Below are 17620 nucleotides of genomic sequence, written 5' to 3'. Positions count from 1 at the left end.
AACGGGGCCGTCAGAGGTGCGTCAGAGCGCGGCGGCCTTCTTGGCGATGGCCGACTTGCGGTTCGCGGCCTGGTTCTTGTGGATGACCCTCTTGGAGGCGGCCTTGTCCAGGTTGCGGGTGGCCTCGGCGGCGAACGCCTTGGCCTGGTCCTTGTCGCCAGCCTCAGCGGCGTCGGTGAAGCGGCGGATCGAGGTCTTCAGCGCAGAACGCACCGAAATGTTGCGCTGACGCGCCTTCTCGTTCTGGAGGTTGCGCTTGATCTGCGACTTGATGTTCGCCACGGGGCGTCCTGTTTCTCTCGACGGCTGGTTCAGAAGTGTGTGGGCATGCCGAAACACGCGACCCGTCACTCTAGCAGCGCGGGACGGGGCTCCCAAATCGACCGATGCCAGTGATGCTGGCGTGTGATGGGAGGATGGGTGGATCATGACGAAGGCCCCCTCAGCAGCCCCGCAGCCGGGCGCCACCGATCCGTCGATCATCCGCAACTTCTGCATCATCGCCCACATCGACCACGGCAAGTCGACCCTGGCCGACCGCATGCTGCAGCTGACCGGCGTGGTCGACGACCGAGCCGCCCGGGCGCAGTACCTGGACCGCATGGACATCGAGCGCGAGCGCGGCATCACGATCAAGAGCCAGGCCGTGCGCATGCCGTTCACCAAGTCCAACGGCGAGGACGCAGGCACCCACTACGTGCTCAACATGATCGACACCCCCGGCCACGTCGACTTCACCTACGAGGTCAGTCGTAGCCTCGAGGCGTGCGAGGGGGCCGTCCTCCTGGTCGACGCCGCGCAGGGCATCGAGGCGCAGACACTGGCCAACCTGTACCTCGCGATCGACGCCGATCTCGACATCATCCCCGTGTTGAACAAGATCGACCTGCCCGGCGCGCAGCCGGACAAGTACGCCGCGGAGATCGCCGGCATCATCGGGGGCGACCCCGCCGACGTCCTGCGCGTCTCGGCCAAGACCGGCGAGGGCGTCGAGGACCTGCTCAACCTGATCGTCGACGAGGTCCCCCCGCCGGTCGGCGATCCCGACGCGCCGCCGCGGGCCCTGATCTTCGACTCGGTGTACGACACCTACCGCGGCGTGGTCACCTACGTGCGCGTCGTCGACGGCAAGCTGAGCCACCGCGACCGCATCAAGATGATGTCCACCGGGGCCGTGCACGAGATGCTCGAGGTCGGGGTCATCTCGCCCGAGCCGGTCAAGGCCAAGGAGATCGGCGTCGGCGAGGTCGGGTACCTGATCACCGGCGTCAAGGAGGTGCGGCAGTCCCGGGTGGGCGACACCGTCACCTCCAACTCCAAGGGCGCCACCGAGCCGCTGGGCGGGTACAAGACTCCCAACCCCATGGTGTTCTCGGGCCTGTACCCGATCGACGGCGACGACTTCTCCACGTTGCGCGACGCCCTCGAGAAGCTGCAGCTCAACGATGCCGCCCTCGTCTACGAGCCGGAGTCCTCCGGCGCGCTCGGCTTCGGTTTCCGCATCGGGTTCCTGGGCCTGCTGCACCTGGAGATCGTGCGCGAACGGCTGGAGCGTGAGTTCGACCTCGCCCTCATCTCGACTGCACCCAACGTCGTGTACCGCATCCTCCTGGAGGACGGCACCGAGCAGATCGTCACCAATCCGAGCGAGTACCCCAACGGCGGCAAGATCGACAAGATCTTCGAGCCGGTCGTTCGCGCCACCGTGCTCAGCCCGTCGGAGTACATCGGCGCGATCATGGAGCTGTGCCAGTCACGGCGTGGCCAGCTGCTGGGCATGGACTACCTGTCCGAGGACCGCGTCGAGATCCGGTACACGCTGCCGATGGGCGAGATCATGTTCGACTTCTTCGACGCGTTGAAAAGCCGCACCAAGGGGTATGCGTCCCTGGACTACGAGCCCACCGACGAGCAGGCCGCAGATCTGGTCAAGGTCGACGTGCTGCTGCAGGGCGAGGTGGTCGACGCCTTCAGCGCGATCGTGCACCGCGACAACGCCTACGGGTACGGCGTCTCCTTGGCGGGCAAGCTCAAGGAGCTCATCCCGCGCCAGCACTTCGAGGTACCCATCCAGGCGGCCATCGGTGCCCGGGTCATCGCCCGCGAGAACATTCGCGCCATCCGCAAGGACGTCCTCGCCAAGTGCTACGGCGGTGACATCAGCCGCAAGCGCAAGCTGCTGGAGAAGCAGAAGGACGGCAAGAAGCGCATGAAGATGGTGGGCCGTGTGGAAGTTCCCCAAGAAGCGTTCATCGCGGCCCTCTCGACCGGCGACTCGGCGCCCGCGGCCAAGTAGCCGTGGCCGTGCAATCGGCCCTCATCCCGGTATCGGTGCCGGGTGCGACCGTGGCCGAGGTCGTCGATCGGCTCGGCGCGCGCGGTCTGGTCGGCGCCGCTGTCGATGGTGGTCGGCTGGGCCTTGCTGGAGTCGTGCTGGCGCGGGTCGCCGGTGACGATCACGAGGTCTGGGTGCGGCGCGACCCGGACGACCCGGGCGAGGGCATCGAGCTGACCGAGATCGCCGCCGAGCTGGCAGGCCGGTGGCCCGGCACATTGGTCGGGGCGGACGTCTTCGACCGCCATGACCTCTTCGACCCCGTGCTGGCCTCGGTCAGCCAGCCGCGCGCGTCGGTCGCAGTCACGCCGCGGACGAATCTCGCGCTGGGTGCCTTCGCCTCGGCGTCGGGGACGACGTTCCACATGGCCGACGTCGACGACCGTCTCGTGATCGGCGTGCAGGAGCTGCGCGGCCCGTCGCTCGACGTGCTGGTCGACGCGTTGGGAGGCGCGAAGGGCCGCACTGTCGTGCTGTGGAAGGTGGGCGGCCAGGTCGCCCTGCACGCCCTGCGCAAGGGCCGGCACGCCGCGGCCCACGTCTGGACCGTGCCGTGGACGCCGTTCGGCCATCGGGACCTCGACGACCTGCGCGACCCGCAGCTGACCGGAGACGCCGAGGTCTTCGGCGACGTCCTCGGGCTGAGGGAAGATCAGGTGCACCGGCTGCAGGCCGCCATGGGACGTGAGGTGCCTGATCTGGGTGAGCTGGCGGCCCTGCTCGACCTGCCGCCCGTCATCGTCGACGTGCTCGAGCGCCGCACGGTCGTGGCAACGCTGCCCGGCGCCACCACGATCGAGCCCCGACCTGCCCATGAGGACGACACAGGCCGTCAGGTGTTGGGCGTCAGGGGGATGAGGACGGGGTTCGTCCTGGTGCGGCTGCTCCTGCTGCTGTTCGGCATCGCCCTGGTCGCGGCCTGGCTGGGGGGCGGCTCGCTGCTCGAGGGCGTGGCGGGCCTTGCACTGGTGGTCAGCACGCTCGTCATCCTGGCCATGCGGTGGCGGACTGTGCATCGAGAGCCCGGTTGACCGCGCGAGCCGTGCGGCGCCCTGAGGCGAGGGCGCCCTGGATCGACGGGGTGTCGCGGTGGTCGCCGCAGACGAAGAGCCCGTCCCCGAGGTGCACCGGGGCCGTGATGTCCAGCGGCGGGCGGGACCGGGGCAGCGCCCGCGTCACGTCGTGGCGTACCAGCAGGTCCCAGTCGCTCACGTCGGCGTGCCACAGACGAGCCGCCTCGGCCCGGGCCGAGGCGTCCGAGAGCCCGGCGCCGGACAGCGTCGTCACCTGCACGAGGTGGCGCCCGGCCGGGGCATAGGTCGGGGCTGCAGCGGAGACGACGGCCGTGTTGACGACCGGGCCGCGGTCTCCGTCGACGACGAGGAGTCGATCCTGCGGCATCGGGGTGGGCGTGCTGAACCACCACGTGGTCAGCCCGCCCATCGGGGCCGCGCCGTGCGCTGCTCCCAGGTCGGCGGCGTCGTGGACATCGGTGGCGATCACGACGGCGCGAGCCGAGATCGATCCCGACGAGGTGTGCACGGTGACCCCCGAGGTCCCCCTGGAGATGTCGTTCACCCGGACTCCGGTCTCGGCCGGCTGCAACAGATGGGTGGCGAGCTGCGCGGGCAGCTCGCGCATGCCTCGCGCCGGCAGGGCCGGCGTGCCGAGCAGGAACCATCGGATCAGCAGTCGGGCGTAAGCGGCCGACGTGGTCCCGGTGTCGTCGGCGAGCACACCGGCGAGGAACGGCTCCAGCACCTGCCGGCGCAACGGCCCCGCGACCCCAGCTGCGTCGAGGGACTCCTCCAGCGAGACGTCCTGACCGCTGACGATGCGCTTCTGTCCGAGCAGGATCGGTGCCGCCCAGCGGGTCAGTGCGGCGATCTCGCGCGGCTCCAGCATGCCGCTGCGCAGCGTCGCGGGCAGCAGACGGTGCTCGCGGCGCGGATCGCCGAGCGTCACGTCGGTCTCGCCGCGGCGCACCCGCACGCCGGCCGCGAACGGCTGGAGGTCCAGTGCGTCGGTGTCGACCAGCTCGCGGACAGCTGGGTAGGCCGGGTTCAGCAGCTGGAATCCGACGTCGCACAGGTGTCCGTCGACCACCTCGGTCCGCACCCGGCCGCCGATCTCGTCGGAGGCCTCCAGGAGCCGGGTCTCGAGACCGCCGCGCTGCACCTGCGCCGCGCACGCCAGTCCGGCCAGCCCGGCGCCCACCACGACCACGTCCGTGCGCTGCTCCATGCGCCCAGAATCGCACCTCTGTCGTCTCTGCGCCGGTGTGGTGATCGATACGCTCCCGGCATGAAGGCGCACCTGATCTCGGTCAACACTGGAACCATCGCCGAGGTGACGTGGGGTCGCGTCAAGCGCAGCGCGATCGACAAGCACCCCGTCGAGGGGCCGGTCGGCGTGAGCCGGCTCGGGTTGGCCGGCGACGAGATCGCCGACCTCACGTACCACGGGGGAGTCGACCAGGCGGTCTACGCCTACGCCCGTGAGGACCTCGACGCCTGGGAGGTCGAGCTCGATCGAGACCTGGTGAACGGACAGTTCGGCGAGAACCTGACCACCTGCGGCATCGACATCCAGAACGCGAGCATGGGCGACCGGTGGCGCATCGGCACGACGCTGCTCGAGGTGTGCGACGTCCGCATTCCGTGCAGCGTCTTCGCCGGATTCCTCGGTGAGAAGCGGTGGGTCCGCCGGTTCGCCGAGAAGGGAGTGCCGGGCGCCTACCTGCGGGTGATCGAGGAGGGGCAGGTGGCCGCCGGCGACGACATCGTGGTCGAGATGCACCGCGATCTCGGTCTCACCGTCGAGCTTGCCTTCCGCGCCCGCATGACCGAGCCCGATCAGTTGCATCGCTTCGCTGACGAGCCGGGCCTGGGTAGAGCCTTCGCCCGAGCGGTGCATGCATATCGCAACCACGCCTGATGTGACTGGTCGGTAGGTTAAAGTGACACGCACCACAACGCCCCCGATTGATTGAGGACGCACATGCCAGCCCCCCAGGCCACCGCCGCAGAGCTCAAGGTCATCGAAGACCGACCCGCCACGGTCAACCAGATGTTCTTCGACCGGGTCGACACCTTCGCCGACCGCGAGGCGTTCAGCTTCCCCGACGAGAACGAGGTCTGGCAGAAGCTGACCTGGGCCCAGACCGGCGAGCGGGTCACCCGACTCGGAGCAGGCCTGGTCGCGCTCGGCGTCGAGGCCGAGCAGCGCGTCGCCATCGCCTCGGGCACCCGGCTGGAGTGGATCCTCGCCGACCTGGCCATCATGGCTGCCGGCGCTGCCACCACGACCGTCTACCCGACCACGATCCCCGACGACGTGGCCTACATCTTGTCCGACTCCGACAGCCGCGTGGTCTTCGCCGAGGACGACGAGCAGGTCGCCAAGCTGCGCGAGAAGCGCAGCGAGCTGCCGGCCATCACCAAGGTCGTCGTCACCGACGGCGCCACCGACGGCGACTGGGTCATCTCGCTCGACGACCTGGAGCAGCTGGGCGAGGAGCACCTCGCCCAGAACCCGACCGCCATCACCGACCGGGTCGCAGCAACCAGGCCCGACTCGCTCGCCACCCTGATCTACACCTCCGGCACCACGGGTCGCCCCAAGGGCGTCCGTCTGCGCCACGAGAGCTGGACCTACGAAGCCGCCGTCATCCAGGCGCAGGGGATCCTGACGCCCGACGACCTGCAGTTCCTGTGGCTGCCCATGGCGCACTCGTTCGGCAAGGTGCTGACCACGACGCAGCTGCTGATCGGCTTCCCGACCGCGATCGACGGTCGCGTGCCCAAGATCGTCGACAACCTCGCCATCGTGAAGCCCACCTTCATGGGTGCGGCTCCGCGCATCTTCGAGAAGGCCTACGGCCGCATCATCGGCATGACCGAGGCCGAGGGCGGCGCCAAGCTCAAGATCTTCCGCTGGGCCGAGAAGGTCGGGCTGGAGTACTCGCGCAAGACCCGTGCCGGTGAGTCCATCTCACCGGTCCTGAAGTTCCAGCACGGCCTGGCCGACAAGCTGGTCTTCTCCAAGGTCCGTGAGCGCTTCGGCGGCCGCGTGCGCTTCTTCATCTCCGGTGCTGCCGCGCTCTCGCCGGACATCGCCGAGTGGTTCCATGCCGCGAACGTGCTGATCCTCGAGGGCTACGGCCTCACCGAGACCTCGGCCGGCGCCTTCGTCAACAGCCCGGACGCCTACAAGATCGGCTCCGTGGGCCGCGCGTTCCCCGGCAGCGAGGCCAAGATCGCCGCGGACGGCGAGGTCATGATCAAGGGGCCGCACGTCATGGAGGGGTATCACAACCTCGACACCGAGAGCGCCTCCACCAAGTCCGACGAGGGCTGGCTGCACACCGGTGACGAGGGCCGCATCGACGAGGACGGCTTCCTGTTCATCACCGGGCGCAAGAAGGAGCTGTTCAAGACGTCGGGCGGCAAGTACGTCGCACCGCCGCACATCGAGGGTGTCTTCAAGGGCATCAGCTCGCTGACCAGCCAGATCCTGGTGCACGGCAACGAGCGCAACTTCTGCACCGCGCTGATCACCCTGGACACCGACGCGGTCGCCGAGTGGTCGGCCAACAACGGCATGGCCGGAAAGTCGTACGCCGAGGTCGTGTCGTCGCCGCAGATCCACGCCATCATCGAGGGTCAGATCAACGAGCTCAACACCAAGATCAATCGCTGGGAGCAGGTCAAGAAGTTCGCGATCCTCGATCACGACCTGTCGCCGGAGAGCGGCGAGCTGACCCCCAGCATGAAGGTCAAGCGAGCGGTCGTGGAGTCCAACAACAAGCAGTTGCTGGACTCCTTCTACGCTTGATCGATGAACACCTCTGTTGGGCCGCTCTCCGCAGGGGAGCGGCCCTTCGGCGTCTACCTTCACGTCCCGTTCTGCTCGGTGCGGTGCGGGTACTGCGACTTCAACACCTACACGGCCGACGAGCTCGGCGAAGGTGCCACGCGCGCGTCCTACGCCGACACCGCGATCCTCGAGATCGACCTCGCCCGCGAGGTCGTGGGGGACCGACGGGTCGACACCGTGTTCGTCGGCGGAGGCACGCCCACCCAGCTGCCGGCTGGCGACCTGGTGCGGATGCTGTCGGCGATCGACCACCGATTCGGTCTGGCCGACGGTGCCGAGGTCACCACCGAGGCCAATCCCGACAGCGTCACCCCGGAGTCGCTCGCGGCCCTGCGGGCGGGCGGCTTCAACCGCATCTCCTTCGGCATGCAGTCCGCGGTGCCGCACGTGCTGGCCACGTTGGACCGGACCCACGACCCGGAGGGCGTCCCCGACGCCGTGCGCTGGGCGCGCGAGGCCGGGTTCGAGCAGGTCAGCGTCGACCTCATCTACGGCACGCCGGGAGAGTCACTCGACGACTGGCGCACCACGCTCGAGCAGGCCATCGCACTGGAGCCGGACCACGTCAGCGCCTACGCTCTGATCGTCGAGGACGGCACGGCGCTGGCCCGGCAGGTGCGTCGCGGTGAGCTCGTCATGCCCGACGAGGACGAGACTGCCGACAAGTACCTCCTGGCCGACGACCTGCTCACCGCTGCCGGACTGGGTTGGTACGAGCTGTCCAACTGGGCGACGTCTGAGGCCGGACACTGCCGGCACAACATCGGCTACTGGAACAGCGACGACTGGTTCGGGATCGGCCCCGGAGCGCACTCCCACCTGTCCGGCGAACGCTGGTGGAACGTCAAGCACCCGGCCGCCTACGCCCAGCGGCTCACCGCAGGCGAGTCGCCGCGGCACGATGGCGAGACCATCGACGCGCCGACCGCGCAGGTCGAGCGGATCATGTTGATGACCAGGCTGCGGTCCGGGCTGTCGATGGCCGAGCTCGCCCCCGAGGCGCTCGCCAAGATCCCCGAGCTGGCCCGACGCGGCATGCTCATCGAGCACGAGGACCGTCTGGTCCTGACTCGCGACGGGCGTCTGCTCGCCGACGCGGTCGTCCGCGAGCTCGTTCCCTGACCCCTGACCTAGCGCTCAGGGAACGGTGACGAAGTCGATCAGCTCCTCGACGCGGCCGAGGAACGACGGCTCGAGATCGGCGTAGGAGCTCACCCGGCCCAGGATCGTCTTCCAGGCTCGCGCGATGTCGGCCTGGTCGGCGTGCGGCCACCCGAAGGCGGCACAGATCCCGTGCTTCCACTCGGTGCCGCGGGGGATGACCGGCCACGACTCGATGCCGAGGCGGTCGGGCTTGACCGACTGCCATACATCCACGTACGGGTGACCGACGACGAGGACGTTCGCCCGCCCCGACACCGTGTCGGCGATGCGCGACTCCTTGGACCCCGGTACCAGGTGATCGACCAGCACGCCGAGCCGGCGGTCTGCAGTGGGGCCGAACTCCTTGACGGCGCCGGCGAGGTCGTCGATGCCCCCGAGGTACTCCACGGCCACGCCCTCGACCCGGAGGTCGTCGCCCCACACCTTTTCGACCAGCTCGGCGTCGTGGCGACCCTCGACCCAGATGCGGCTCGGTAGCGCCACCCTGGCCCGGGCGTCGTGCACCGCGGTCGATCCCGAGGCCGTGCGGGTGGGACGGCGCTGAGCCCGCGGAGGAGTGACGAGCCGCACCGGCTTGCCCTCCAGGAGGAACCCCGGCCCGAGCGGGAACGAGCGTCGCTTGAGGTGACGATCCTCCAGCACCACGATGCCGTTCTCCAGCATCACCAGCTCGCCACAGAACCCGGTCTCCGCGTCCTCGATGATCAGACCCAGATCGGCCGCATGATCGGTGGTGCGCCCGTTCTTGGGCTTGCGCCAGTCACCGGACAACACATCGGGCCCGTAGCGGTCAGCCATGGAGGCTCCCTCCGTGGAGGTGAGCCAGCAGCTCCTGGTGGAACGCCTCGAGCCGTTCGCGATCGATGGCGCCGTGGCTCGTCTCGACCGTGGTGGTGGCGGTCATGAGGCCCAGCACGAGGTCGATCGTCACGGGCCACGCCGGGGCCACCTGGGTCGGCGCCGGATCGTAGAGATCGCCGATGGCGACCAGATCGCGGTCGGGCACCACCAGCACCAGCTCTCCGCCACGGGGCCCGTCGCCGAGATGGGTGACCTCCACGTACAGGTCGCCCAGATCACCGGCCCACACCGATTCGAGGTCACCGCCGCGCGACGTGTGCACGAGGTCGGTGCCGTCGTCGAGTGTGATCTTGGTCGGGTTGTAGGTGAGGGTTCGCTCGCCACCCGTGATCACGACAGACATCTCGCTAGACTGGCACTTGCCCTGCACGAGTGCCAGACAACACGCCCGACGAGGGGCCGCTCAACCAGCAGCACGATCCCCAGCGGAGGTGAATCATGTCCGACGAACGTCGGCTCGACGTCCTGCGCGCGATCGTCGAGGACTACGTCGCCACCCATGAACCCGTGGGCTCGCGCTCCCTGCTCGAGCGCCACCAGCTCGGCGTCTCGCCAGCCACCATCCGTGGCGACATGGCCGTGCTCGAGGACGAGGGATACATCACCGCGCCGCACACCAGCGCCGGCCGCATCCCCACCGACAAGGGCTACCGGGTCTTCGTCGACCGGCTGGCCACCGTCAAGCCGCTGTCCGCGCCCGAGCGGCGCGCGATCGAGACGTTCCTCGGCGGAGCGGTCGACGTCGAGGATGTCGTGCAGCGCAGCGTCAAGGTGCTCGCGCAGCTGACGCAGCAAGTCGCGATCGTGCAGTACCCGTCGCTGACCCGGTCCTCGGTGCGGCACATCGAGATCGTCCCGATGGAGTCCGCCCGCGTCCTCCTGGTGGTCATCACCAGCAGCGGTCGCGTCGAGCAGCGTCTCGTCGAGCTGGTCGAGGCCCCCGACGACAACCTCCTCGCCGAGCTGCGCCGACGCATCGTCGGCGCCACGGTCGGCGAGCGTCTGCCCGAGGCCTCGCTGCGACTGGCCGAGCTGATCGACACCTTCCGTCCCGAGCACCGCCCCGTCGTCACGGCGATCGTGACCACGCTGACCCAGACCTTCTCCAACGAGCGCTCCGATGCGCGCATCGCGATCGGCGGCACGGCCAACCTGGCCCGTTTCGGTGCCGACTTCGACGGCTCCATCAAGCCGGTCCTCGAAGCACTCGAGGAACAGGTCGTGCTGCTCAAGCTGCTCGGAGAGGCCACCGGTGGACTCTCGGTGAGCATCGGGCACGAGACTGGGTACGAGGGACTGTCCGCGGCCACGGTCGTGGCGACCCCCTACGGCAGCGAGGCGCAGGCACTTGCCACACTCGGGACAGTGGGTCCCACGCGCATGGACTACCCCTCGACGATGGCGGCAGTTGCCGCGGTGTCGCGCTACGTGGGCGGAATCCTGACCGAGCACTGGACGCCCGATCCCTGACGATCCTGCAACGATGCACCTGCACCACCTGACTTCTGTGACGAACACTGGACTGGACTGAGATGGCTACCGATTACTACGACACCCTCGGCGTGAGCCGTGAGGCCACCGCTGACGAGCTGAAGAAGGCATACCGCCGCCTCGCCCGGCAGTGGCACCCCGACGTCAACGACGCGCCCGAAGCAGCCGATCGCTTCAAGGAGGTGACGGTGGCCTACGAGGTGCTGTCCGATCCGCAGAAGCGTTCGGTCTTCGACCGCGGCGGCGACCCCATGGGCGGCGGCGGAGGCAGCGCCGGATACGGCCAGGGCTTCAGCTTCGACGACATCATGGACGCCTTCTTCGGCCAGAACGCCGGAGGTGGAGGCCGGGGACCGCGCTCGCGCACCCAACGCGGACAGGATGCTCTGCTGCGCCTCAACGTCGACCTCGGCGAAGCCGTGTTCGGCGTCGATCACGATCTCAAGGTCGACACGGCCGTCGTGTGCACCACGTGCGAGGGCAGCGGCGCCGCCGAGGGCTCCGAGCCGGTCACCTGCCGCACCTGTCATGGTCACGGCGACGTCCAGCAGGTGCAGCGCTCGCTGCTGGGCGACATCCGCACGTCTCGTCCGTGCCCCGCCTGCCGGGGGTTCGGCACGACGATCCCCGAACCGTGCTCGGAGTGCTCGGGCGAGGGACGCGTCCGTTCGCGGCGCACCATCTCGGTGTCGATCCCGGCCGGAGTCGACCAAGGCACGCGCATCCAGCTGTCCGGCGAAGGTGAGGTGGGGCCCGGTGGTGGTCCCGCGGGCGATCTGTACCTCGAGGTCAACGTGGCCGATCACCCGGTGTTCAACCGTCAGGGCGACCAGCTGCACTGCCAGGTCACCCTGCCCATGACGGCGGCGGCGCTCGGCGCGCACCTCGACCTGCCGACCCTCGACGACGACGAGGTCGCCATCGAGGTCCCGGCCGGCACCCAGTCCGGACACGTCGTGCACATCAAGGGACAGGGCGTTCCGCGGCTGCGCGGTCCGGGCCGAGGCGACCTGCTGGTGCAGGTCGTCGTGGAGACGCCCGACCACCTCGATGCGCGCCAGAACGAGCTGCTCACCGAGCTGGCCCAGCTGCGCGGCGAGGACCGCCCCCAGGCCGTGCTCGACCCGCAGCACCAGTCGGTGTTCGGCAAGATCAAGAACGCCTTCCGCTGAGCGCGGCTCCTTCGTCGCAGCGGCGCGCAGCTCGTTCCTCGCTGCTCCAGCCGTTCGTTCCTCACGGCTGCTGCGCTTCGCGCAGGCGCCTGCCTCGCTGCGCTCGGCCCTTGGTCGCCGCCCGGGTATGGCCTTCGTGGGCGCTCGGCCCCTGGCTTGGGGTAGACATGGTTCATGAGCTCTGAGTGCCTTTTCTGCTCCATCGTGGATGGTTCGATTCCGGCTGATGTGGTGTCGGAGACGGAGCACACGGTGGCGTTTCGGGACATCAATCCGCAGGCCGATGTCCATGTGCTGGTGGTGCCGCGGGTCCACGAAGCCGACATCGCCAGCCTCGCTGCCGCGGCTCCTGAGGTCGCGGTCGCGCTGATCGCCGAGACCCGGCGCATCGCCGAGACCGAGGCCGGCGGTCAGTACCGACTCGTGTTCAACACCGGCGAGGCCGCCGGCCAGACCGTGTTCCATGCGCACGGCCACGTGCTCGGCGGCCAGCTGCACGCCGCGCTGCCCAGCTAGTGGTCCGAGGTCGCGGCGCCGGATTCGCGCGAGATCAAGGCAGTTGCGTACCATGGAGAGCACATGACTGACGACACCACGCCTGCTCACACGTTCACCATTCCGTCGAGCGTTCCGGCCGTCGCCCTCCTGGGGCCCGCCGACGAGTTCCTGCGCCTCATCGAGTCCTCGTTCGAGGCTCGCGTCCACGTGCGCGGCAACGCCATCACGGTCAACGGGACGCCAGCCGAGGCCGCGCTGATCGAGCGCCTGCTCGACGAGCTGGTCACCATCGTGCGCACCGGGCAGAACCTCACGCCCGAGACGGTCGAACGCTCCATCTCGATGATGCGCACCGAGACCGAGGAGCACCCGGCCGAGGTGCTGAGCCTCAACATCTTGTCGAACCGTGGCCGCACGATCCGACCCAAGACCCTGAACCAGAAGAAGTACGTCGACGCGATCGACACCAACACCATCTGTTTCGGCATCGGCCCCGCCGGCACCGGCAAGACCTACCTCGCCATGGCCAAGGCCGTGCAGGCGCTCCAGGCCAAGGAGGTCAGCCGCATCATCTTGACCCGTCCTGCGGTCGAGGCCGGCGAGAACCTCGGCTACCTGCCCGGCACCCTGAGCGAGAAGATCGACCCCTACCTGCGCCCGCTCTACGACGCGATGCACGACATGCTCGATCCAGACACGATCCCCAAGCTGCTCACCTCGGGCGTCATCGAGATCGCGCCACTGGCCTACATGCGTGGCCGAACCCTGAACGATGCGTTCATCATCCTCGACGAGGCGCAGAACACCACCGCCGAGCAGATGAAGATGTTCCTGACGCGCCTGGGCTTCGGCTCCAAGATGGTCGTCACCGGCGACATCACGCAGGTCGATCTGCCACGTGGCGACAAGAGCGGACTGCGCGTCGTGCGCGACATCCTCGACGGGGTGCGCGACATCAACTTCTCGATGCTCACGGCGCAGGACGTCGTGCGGCACAAGCTGGTGGGTCGCATCGTCGCGGCCTACGACGAGTTCGAGGGAGAGGCACCACACAGCAGTGAACGTCGACGTTCTCAATGAGTCCGGGTTCGACGCCGATGTCGTCGACCTGACCCGTCTGTGCCGCTTCACGATGAGCCGCATGCGCCTGCACCCGGCCACCGAGCTCACGCTGCGGCTGGTCGACATCGAAACCATCGCGGCGCTCAACGAACGCTGGATGGACAAGAAGGGGCCCACCGACGTCCTGTCCTTCCCGATGGACGAGCTGACCCCCGGCAGCGACGACGAGGACGCCGACGAGGGCTACCTCGGTGACATCGCCCTGTGCCCCCAGGTCGCCGAGCAGCAGGCGCCGGCGGCGGGTCACTCCGCGGTCGACGAGATGCACCTGCTGACCGTGCACGGCATCCTGCACCTGCTGGGCTACGACCACGCCGAGCCCGAGGAGCACCGCGAGATGTTCGGCATCCAGGGCCGGTTGCTGCTGGAGTGGCACGGGTTGGTCCAGGGGGCTGACCCCGAGGCCGTCTCGTGACCTGGTTGCTGCTGGTCCTGACCGCGCTGCTCACCGTGCTCGCTGGCGCTCTGGCGAGCGTCGACGCCGCGATCTCGGCCTTCTCGCGAGCGCGCGCCGAGGAGCTGCACGACGAAGGCCGCGCCGGTGCCTCCCGGCTCGGCACGATCCTCGACGATCCGGCCCGCTACATCAACAGCGTCCTGCTGATGCGCATCGTGGCCGAGACCGCAGCGGTGGTGCTGTTCGCCGTCGTCGTCATCGACGCCGCCGAGTGGCCGCGCGTGCTGATCACCGTCGGCGTCATGTCCGTGGTCAGCTTCGTCGCGATCGGGGTGGGTCCGCGCACGCTCGGACGCCAGCACGCGGAGCGATTCGCGCTGCTGTCCTCACTGCCGGTGATCGTGCTCACCCGCGTGCTCGGGCCCGTCCCACGTGTCCTGATCGCAGTGGGCAACATGCTGACACCAGGCCGTGGCTTCAAGGAGGGCCCCTTCGCCTCGGAGGTCGAGGTGCGTGAGCTGGTCGACCTCGCCGCAGCGAGCTCGCTGATCGAGTCCGAGGAGTCCAAGATGATCCAGTCGGTCTTCGAGCTCGGCGACACCATCGTCCGCGAGGTCATGGTGCCGCGCACCGACCTCGTCTACGTCGAACAGGCCAAGACGTTGCGGCAGGCCATGTCGTTGGCGCTGCGCAGCGGCTACTCGCGCATCCCCGTCGTCGAGGACAACCTCGACGACGTCGTGGGGATGGCCTATCTCAAGGACATCACCAAGCGCGTCTTCGACAATCACGTCGCCGAGACCACCGAGAAGGTCGAGTCGGTCGCGCGGCCGTGCCTGTTCGTGCCCGACACCAAGCACGCCGACCAGCTCCTGCGCGAGATGCAGGCGTCGCGCACCCACGTGGCGATCGTGGTCGACGAGTACGGCGGCACCTCCGGCATGGTCACGATCGAGGACATCCTCGAGGAGATCGTCGGCGAGATCACCGACGAGTACGACCTCGAGCCCGACGAGAGCGAACAGCTCTCCGACGGCACGTGGCGTCTCAGCGCCCGCTTCGAGGTCGACGACCTCGAGGAGCTGTTCGACATCCCGATCGACGACGACGACGTCGACACGGTCGGGGGCCTGCTGGCCAAGCACCTCGGCAAGGTCCCCATCCCCGGCAGCACGGTCGACGTCGAGGGTCTGCGTTTCACTGCCGAGAGCCCGTCGGGTCGGCGCAATCGCATCGGTCGGGTGCTCGTGACCCGCCTCGACGACCCGGCCGACCACGACGCGGCGGTAGCCTCCTCGCATGCAACTGGATCCTGAGGACGTCAAGCTCGTGACCCTGGCTCGTGCGAGTCGAGCGCGGGCGGCCGCCGAGCAGGGCGCGGCCGTGCGCGACCAGGACGGACGGACCTACGCGGCCTCGACCGTCGCGCTGGCCTCTCTTCGCATCGACGCCCTCGACCTCGCCGTCGCGATGGCGGTGTCTTCAGGAGCTCGCAGTCTTGAGGCCGCGGCCGTGGTGGGCGGCGCAGAACCGTCCATCGACGCCGTGCGTGACCTGGCTGGCGACGGCATCGACATCGTCCTGGCCGACGACGACGGCACACCCGCATCGGTGCTGAGCACATGAGCATCTTCCGATCAGGGTTCGCCTGCTTCGTGGGCCGGCCGAACGCCGGCAAGTCCACGCTGACCAACGCGTTGGTGGGCGAGAAGATCGCGATCACCTCCTCGCGCCCGCAGACCACACGCCACGCAATTCGCGGTGTCGTGCACCGGCCGGAGGGCCAGCTCGTGCTGGTCGACACGCCCGGTCTGCACAAGCCCCGCACCCTGCTCGGCGAGCGCCTCAACGCCTTGGTGCGCACCACGTGGGCCGAGGTCGACACGATCGGCATGTGCCTGCCCGCCGACGAGGCCGTCGGTCCGGGCGACAAGTTCTTGATGCGTGAGCTGGCCGAGATCACCCGCGCGCCCCTGTTCGCGATCGTGACCAAGACCGATCTGGTCTCGCCCGAGAAGGTCGGCGCCCACCTGATGGCCGTGCAGAAGGCCGGCGAGGCTGCTGGCCTCACGTGGCGCGAAATCGTGCCCGTCTCGGCGGTCGCCGACGACCAGGTCGACCTGCTGGCCCGGCTGCTGGTCGACACGATGCCCGAGGGACCGGCGTTGTACCCCGAGGGACAGCTGTCCGACGAGCCCGAGGAGACGCTGATCGCCGAGATCGTGCGCGAGTCGGCGCTGGAGGGTGTGCACGACGAGCTGCCGCACTCCTTGGCCGTCGTGGTCGAGGAGGTCATGCCGCGCGAGGGCCGTCCGGCGGGCAAGCCGCTGCTGGACGTGCGCGTCAACGTCTACGTCGAGCGCGACAGCCAGAAGGGCATCATCATCGGCAAGAAGGGCGTCCGGCTGCAGGAGATCGGCACCGCGTCGCGCACCCAGATCGAGAAGCTGCTGGGCACCAAGGTGCACCTCGACCTGCACGTCAAGGTCGCCAAGGACTGGCAGCGCGACCCACGCCAGCTGCGCAAGCTCGGCTTCTGATCCGCGCCGTCAGACTCGCTCGTCGTCCTAGGATCGATCTGTGAACCCTGTCGATGCGTTGCGCGAGATCGCGTTCTGGCTCGAGCGCGACCGTGCGTCCTCACATCGCGTCGAGGCCTTTCGGACCGCAGCCGGTGCCATCGCCGATCTCAGCGACGGCGAGCTGGCTCGGCGGGGGTCGGACGGCACGCTGGCCCAGATCAAGGGGTTGGGTCCGCGGACGCGAACGGTGATCTCCGAAGCGCTGCGCGATGGGGTGCCCGGCTACCTGGCGGACCTGCGCGACGACGAGCCGCTGACCGATGTGGGCTCCGACCTGCGCGCCCAGCTGCGCGGCGACCTGCACAGCCATTCGGACTGGTCCGACGGCGGATCTCCGATCGAGGAGATGGCGCGCGTCGCGGCGTGGCGCGGGCGTGAGTACCAGGTGATCACCGACCACTCGCCGCGGCTTCGGGTCGCCAACGGGCTCAGCGCTGATCGTCTGGCCCGCCAGATCGACGTGATCGCCTCGATCGACGACCAGCACGCCGACCTGCGCCTGCTGGCCGGCATCGAGGTCGACATCCTCGACGACGGCACGCTGGACCAGTCGCCCGAGCTGCTGGATCGGCTCGACGTCGTCGTGGCGAGCGTGCACTCCAAGCTGCGGATGGACCACACGGCTCTGACCCGACGGATGGTGCGCGCGGTGTCCGACCCGCACACCAACGTGCTGGGCCACTGCACCGGGCAGCTGGTCGAGGGTGGTCGCGGCACCCGACCACCATCGACCTTCGACGCCGAGCTGGTCTTCGAGGCCTGCGCGCACTTCGACGTGGCGGTCGAGATCAACTCACGACCCGAGCGGCGCGACCCACCCGATGAGCTGATCGACCTCGCGATCGAAGCGGGCTGCCTGTTCGCGATCGACACCGACGCGCACGCCCCCGGTCAGCTGGACTTCCTCGACCTGGGGGCGGCTCGCGCCGCCGAGCACGACATCGACCCCGACCGCATCGTCACCACCTGGCCCGTCGATCGCCTCCTCAACTGGTCTCGCGCCTCCCGCTGAGGAGTCACGGAGACCCGCCGAGGAGTCACGCAGACCTGCCGAGGAGTCACGGAGACCGGCAGCCATCGTGATGGTCCTGCGGCGCCGCCCGGTCCCAGGCGGGTCTGA

Annotated in this window: 18 protein-coding genes; 14 read left to right on the top strand and 4 right to left on the bottom strand. The window is 68.8% G+C overall.

Annotated features, from left to right (window positions below; genetic code table 11):
- Positions 1 to 21 precede the first annotated feature (21 nt).
- Entirely contained in the window at positions 22 to 282 is a 261-nt protein-coding gene (gene rpsT / locus ACHAA3_RS03795; RefSeq protein ID WP_435707614.1) for a 30S ribosomal protein S20, read from the bottom strand.
- A gap of 145 nt (positions 283 to 427) precedes the next feature.
- On the opposite strand from rpsT, the gene lepA reads away from it, so the two are divergent.
- Both lepA and ACHAA3_RS03785 read left to right on the top strand, forming a co-directional pair.
- The gene (lepA, locus tag ACHAA3_RS03790; RefSeq protein ID WP_435707613.1) at positions 428 to 2296 is read left to right on the top strand and encodes a translation elongation factor 4; all 1869 of its coding nucleotides are present in this window, start codon (positions 428 to 430) and stop codon (positions 2294 to 2296) included.
- Positions 2297 to 2298: 2 nt separating this feature from the next.
- A complete protein-coding gene (locus ACHAA3_RS03785; protein ID WP_435707612.1) occupies positions 2299 to 3366 on the top strand; it encodes a hypothetical protein in 1068 nt (355 codons plus the stop codon).
- On the opposite strand, the gene ACHAA3_RS03780 is transcribed toward ACHAA3_RS03785, so the two are convergent.
- Positions 3320 to 4579, bottom strand: coding sequence for an NAD(P)/FAD-dependent oxidoreductase (locus ACHAA3_RS03780; protein WP_435707611.1), 1260 nt, complete (start codon positions 4577 to 4579; stop codon positions 3320 to 3322). The genes ACHAA3_RS03785 and ACHAA3_RS03780 overlap by 47 nt on opposite strands.
- Positions 4580 to 4639: 60 nt before the next feature.
- Here ACHAA3_RS03780 and ACHAA3_RS03775 point away from each other — a divergent pair, with 60 nt between their 5' ends.
- The 3 genes from ACHAA3_RS03775 (at position 4640) to hemW (ending at position 8335) form a co-directional block, all read left to right on the top strand.
- Positions 4640 to 5272, top strand: coding sequence for an MOSC domain-containing protein (locus ACHAA3_RS03775; RefSeq protein WP_435707610.1), 633 nt, complete (start codon positions 4640 to 4642; stop codon positions 5270 to 5272).
- Positions 5273 to 5335: 63 nt separating this feature from the next.
- The gene (locus ACHAA3_RS03770; RefSeq protein WP_435707609.1) at positions 5336 to 7171 is read left to right on the top strand and encodes an AMP-dependent synthetase/ligase; all 1836 of its coding nucleotides are present in this window, start codon (positions 5336 to 5338) and stop codon (positions 7169 to 7171) included.
- A gap of 3 nt (positions 7172 to 7174) precedes the next feature.
- Positions 7175 to 8335 (top strand): radical SAM family heme chaperone HemW, encoded by a 1161-nt coding sequence (gene hemW, locus ACHAA3_RS03765; protein WP_435707608.1) that lies wholly within the window; start codon positions 7175 to 7177, stop codon positions 8333 to 8335.
- Positions 8336 to 8350: 15 nt separating this feature from the next.
- Here the strand turns inward: hemW and ACHAA3_RS03760 are convergent, their stop codons facing one another.
- Together ACHAA3_RS03760 and ACHAA3_RS03755 are read right to left on the bottom strand one after the other, a co-directional pair.
- Positions 8351 to 9175 (bottom strand): DUF3097 domain-containing protein, encoded by an 825-nt coding sequence (locus tag ACHAA3_RS03760; RefSeq protein ID WP_435707607.1) that lies wholly within the window; start codon positions 9173 to 9175, stop codon positions 8351 to 8353.
- Positions 9168 to 9581 (bottom strand): hypothetical protein, encoded by a 414-nt coding sequence (locus ACHAA3_RS03755; RefSeq protein ID WP_435707606.1) that lies wholly within the window; start codon positions 9579 to 9581, stop codon positions 9168 to 9170. Before ACHAA3_RS03755 ends, ACHAA3_RS03760 begins: the two co-directional genes overlap by 8 nt.
- Before the next feature lie 95 nt (positions 9582 to 9676).
- Here ACHAA3_RS03755 and hrcA point away from each other — a divergent pair, with 95 nt between their 5' ends.
- From hrcA to ACHAA3_RS03710, 9 genes are all read left to right on the top strand, one after another.
- The gene (gene hrcA / locus ACHAA3_RS03750; RefSeq protein WP_435707605.1) at positions 9677 to 10708 is read left to right on the top strand and encodes a heat-inducible transcriptional repressor HrcA; all 1032 of its coding nucleotides are present in this window, start codon (positions 9677 to 9679) and stop codon (positions 10706 to 10708) included.
- A gap of 62 nt (positions 10709 to 10770) precedes the next feature.
- On the top strand, positions 10771 to 11901 hold the full coding sequence (dnaJ, locus tag ACHAA3_RS03745) for a molecular chaperone DnaJ (protein ID WP_435707604.1): 1131 nt from the start codon (positions 10771 to 10773) through the stop codon (positions 11899 to 11901).
- A 174-nt stretch (positions 11902 to 12075) separates the two neighbouring features.
- On the top strand, positions 12076 to 12417 hold the full coding sequence (locus ACHAA3_RS03740; RefSeq protein WP_435707603.1) for an HIT domain-containing protein: 342 nt from the start codon (positions 12076 to 12078) through the stop codon (positions 12415 to 12417).
- Positions 12418 to 12480: 63 nt separating this feature from the next.
- Positions 12481 to 13479: a PhoH family protein gene (locus tag ACHAA3_RS03735; protein WP_435707602.1), complete on the top strand. Its 999-nt coding sequence runs from the start codon at positions 12481 to 12483 to the stop codon at positions 13477 to 13479.
- Positions 13457 to 13936: an rRNA maturation RNase YbeY gene (ybeY, locus tag ACHAA3_RS03730; RefSeq protein WP_435707601.1), complete on the top strand. Its 480-nt coding sequence runs from the start codon at positions 13457 to 13459 to the stop codon at positions 13934 to 13936. The genes ACHAA3_RS03735 and ybeY overlap by 23 nt, the downstream gene beginning before the upstream one ends.
- A complete protein-coding gene (locus ACHAA3_RS03725) occupies positions 13933 to 15234 on the top strand; it encodes a hemolysin family protein (protein WP_435707600.1) in 1302 nt (433 codons plus the stop codon). Before ybeY ends, ACHAA3_RS03725 begins: the two co-directional genes overlap by 4 nt.
- A complete protein-coding gene (locus tag ACHAA3_RS03720; RefSeq protein ID WP_435707599.1) occupies positions 15218 to 15544 on the top strand; it encodes a cytidine deaminase in 327 nt (108 codons plus the stop codon). Before ACHAA3_RS03725 ends, ACHAA3_RS03720 begins: the two co-directional genes overlap by 17 nt.
- Positions 15541 to 16458 carry a GTPase Era gene (gene era, locus ACHAA3_RS03715; protein ID WP_435707598.1) on the top strand — a complete coding sequence of 306 codons (918 nt, stop codon included), beginning with the start codon at positions 15541 to 15543 and terminating at the stop codon, positions 16456 to 16458. Before ACHAA3_RS03720 ends, era begins: the two co-directional genes overlap by 4 nt.
- Positions 16459 to 16498: 40 nt before the next feature.
- The gene (locus tag ACHAA3_RS03710; RefSeq protein WP_435707597.1) at positions 16499 to 17512 is read left to right on the top strand and encodes a PHP domain-containing protein; all 1014 of its coding nucleotides are present in this window, start codon (positions 16499 to 16501) and stop codon (positions 17510 to 17512) included.
- The last annotated feature ends 108 nt before the right edge of the window (positions 17513 to 17620 follow it).

This window comes from Aeromicrobium sp. CF3.5 (assembly GCF_051262695.1).
Lineage (GTDB): Bacteria > Actinomycetota > Actinomycetes > Propionibacteriales > Nocardioidaceae > Aeromicrobium.
The sequence above is the reverse complement of the archived record's forward strand: the minus strand, read 5'-3'. Positions and strand labels throughout refer to the sequence as shown.

Excerpts from the sequence above, each read along its gene's own strand:
- lepA (WP_435707613.1), top strand. The coding sequence starts at position 428 with ATGACGAAGGCCCCCTCAGCAGCCCCGCAGCCGGGCGCCACCGATCCG.
- ACHAA3_RS03780 (WP_435707611.1), bottom strand. The coding sequence starts at position 4,579 with ATGGAGCAGCGCACGGACGTGGTCGTGGTGGGCGCCGGGCTGGCCGGA.
- ACHAA3_RS03775 (WP_435707610.1), top strand. The coding sequence starts at position 4,640 with ATGAAGGCGCACCTGATCTCGGTCAACACTGGAACCATCGCCGAGGTG.
- ACHAA3_RS03770 (WP_435707609.1), top strand. The coding sequence starts at position 5,336 with ATGCCAGCCCCCCAGGCCACCGCCGCAGAGCTCAAGGTCATCGAAGAC.
- hemW (WP_435707608.1), top strand. The coding sequence starts at position 7,175 with ATGAACACCTCTGTTGGGCCGCTCTCCGCAGGGGAGCGGCCCTTCGGC.
- ACHAA3_RS03760 (WP_435707607.1), bottom strand. The coding sequence starts at position 9,175 with ATGGCTGACCGCTACGGGCCCGATGTGTTGTCCGGTGACTGGCGCAAG.
- ACHAA3_RS03755 (WP_435707606.1), bottom strand. The coding sequence starts at position 9,581 with ATGTCTGTCGTGATCACGGGTGGCGAGCGAACCCTCACCTACAACCCG.
- hrcA (WP_435707605.1), top strand. The coding sequence starts at position 9,677 with ATGTCCGACGAACGTCGGCTCGACGTCCTGCGCGCGATCGTCGAGGAC.
- dnaJ (WP_435707604.1), top strand. The coding sequence starts at position 10,771 with ATGGCTACCGATTACTACGACACCCTCGGCGTGAGCCGTGAGGCCACC.
- ACHAA3_RS03740 (WP_435707603.1), top strand. The coding sequence starts at position 12,076 with ATGAGCTCTGAGTGCCTTTTCTGCTCCATCGTGGATGGTTCGATTCCG.
- ACHAA3_RS03735 (WP_435707602.1), top strand. The coding sequence starts at position 12,481 with ATGACTGACGACACCACGCCTGCTCACACGTTCACCATTCCGTCGAGC.
- ACHAA3_RS03720 (WP_435707599.1), top strand. The coding sequence starts at position 15,218 with ATGCAACTGGATCCTGAGGACGTCAAGCTCGTGACCCTGGCTCGTGCG.
- era (WP_435707598.1), top strand. The coding sequence starts at position 15,541 with ATGAGCATCTTCCGATCAGGGTTCGCCTGCTTCGTGGGCCGGCCGAAC.